This window comes from Pseudoalteromonas sp. TB25 (assembly GCF_000497995.1).
Taxonomy (GTDB): Bacteria; Pseudomonadota; Gammaproteobacteria; order Enterobacterales; family Alteromonadaceae; genus Pseudoalteromonas; species Pseudoalteromonas distincta.
The window spans coordinates 1-1,049 of sequence record NZ_AUTI01000196.1 but is presented as its reverse complement, the minus strand read 5'-3'; the positions used below and the strand labels follow the sequence as shown (position 1 = coordinate 1,049).

Sequence of the window (1,049 nt, the reverse complement as noted above, 5' to 3'; positions counted from 1 at the left end):
CCGCCACAATTGCCCCACGAGAGAGCACTAAACTGACTTTAAAAAAGCTTTGCCAAGGAGATAGCCCCATTAACTGGCTAGCTTGTACTAATTTGAATGACTGCTCGCGAAGGGCCGTTTTAAAAATTAAAAATAAATACGGGTAAAGCACCAAGGCAATCATAACGATGGCGCCGGGTAATGTACGTATATCAAAAAACCAATAGTCGCTAGGCGATTGCCAGCCAAACCATTCTCTCAGCGCTATTTGCACCGGGCCCGCATAATCTAATAAATCAGTGTATACATAGGCAATAATATAGGTGGGCATAGCAAGGGGTAGCATAAGTGCCCATTCAAACTGTTTTTTACCCGGGAAACTACAGTAAGCCGTTAGCCACCCAAGTGGCAAAGCTATGGCGCAGCTAAGGACGCAAACACCTAAAACTAACAATACGGTATTGTTTATGTAATCCCAAAGCACGGTATCCCACAGGTGAGAAAACACCTTAGAGCTACCTTGTAGAGATTCAAAAAGAAGAAAAAACAACGGGGCCGATAGTATTAAGCCAGTCGACCACGCAAAGAGCTGCCATTTAGACAGCTTAAATTTATTAGTCATTAAAGATCGAACTTCACCTCATCAATTAGCTTAAGTGCTAACGGACGATATTTACTAATCTCATCAAGTGGCAAGCTGTCTTCTCTAAAGCTACCCCAAGAGGCAACCAAAGTTGATAATTCAACACCCGACTTAACTGGATACTCCATATTTAATGAGGCATACATGTTTTGTGCTTTGCTGTCGGTCATATACTCTATGAGCTTTAATGCATTTTCAGGGTTTTTAGCGTATTTGGTAATAACCGCACCCGATACATTTATATGTGAGCCACGATTAACTTGATTCGGAAAGTTAATATTTACGGCCTCTGCCCAACCTTTTTGTTCTTTATCTTCTAGCATTTTGCCAAGGTAGTAACTATTACCTAATGCCAAGTTACATAAACCTTCTTTAACAGCTTTAACTTGAGCACGATCGTTACCTTGAGGCTTGCGCGCTAAATTAG

Annotated in this window: 1 protein-coding gene and 1 pseudogene; both read right to left on the bottom strand. The window is 41.4% G+C overall.

Annotation, left to right across the window (positions count from 1 at the left end; all coding sequences use genetic code 11):
* The coding region (locus L652_RS0104680; RefSeq protein WP_024594950.1) for an ABC transporter permease subunit at positions 1-601 on the bottom strand (601 nt) is incomplete at its 3' end.
* Positions 601-1,049: pseudogene (locus L652_RS0104675) on the bottom strand (extracellular solute-binding protein); the annotation flags it as partial. The gene L652_RS0104680 and the pseudogene L652_RS0104675, both read right to left, overlap by 1 nt.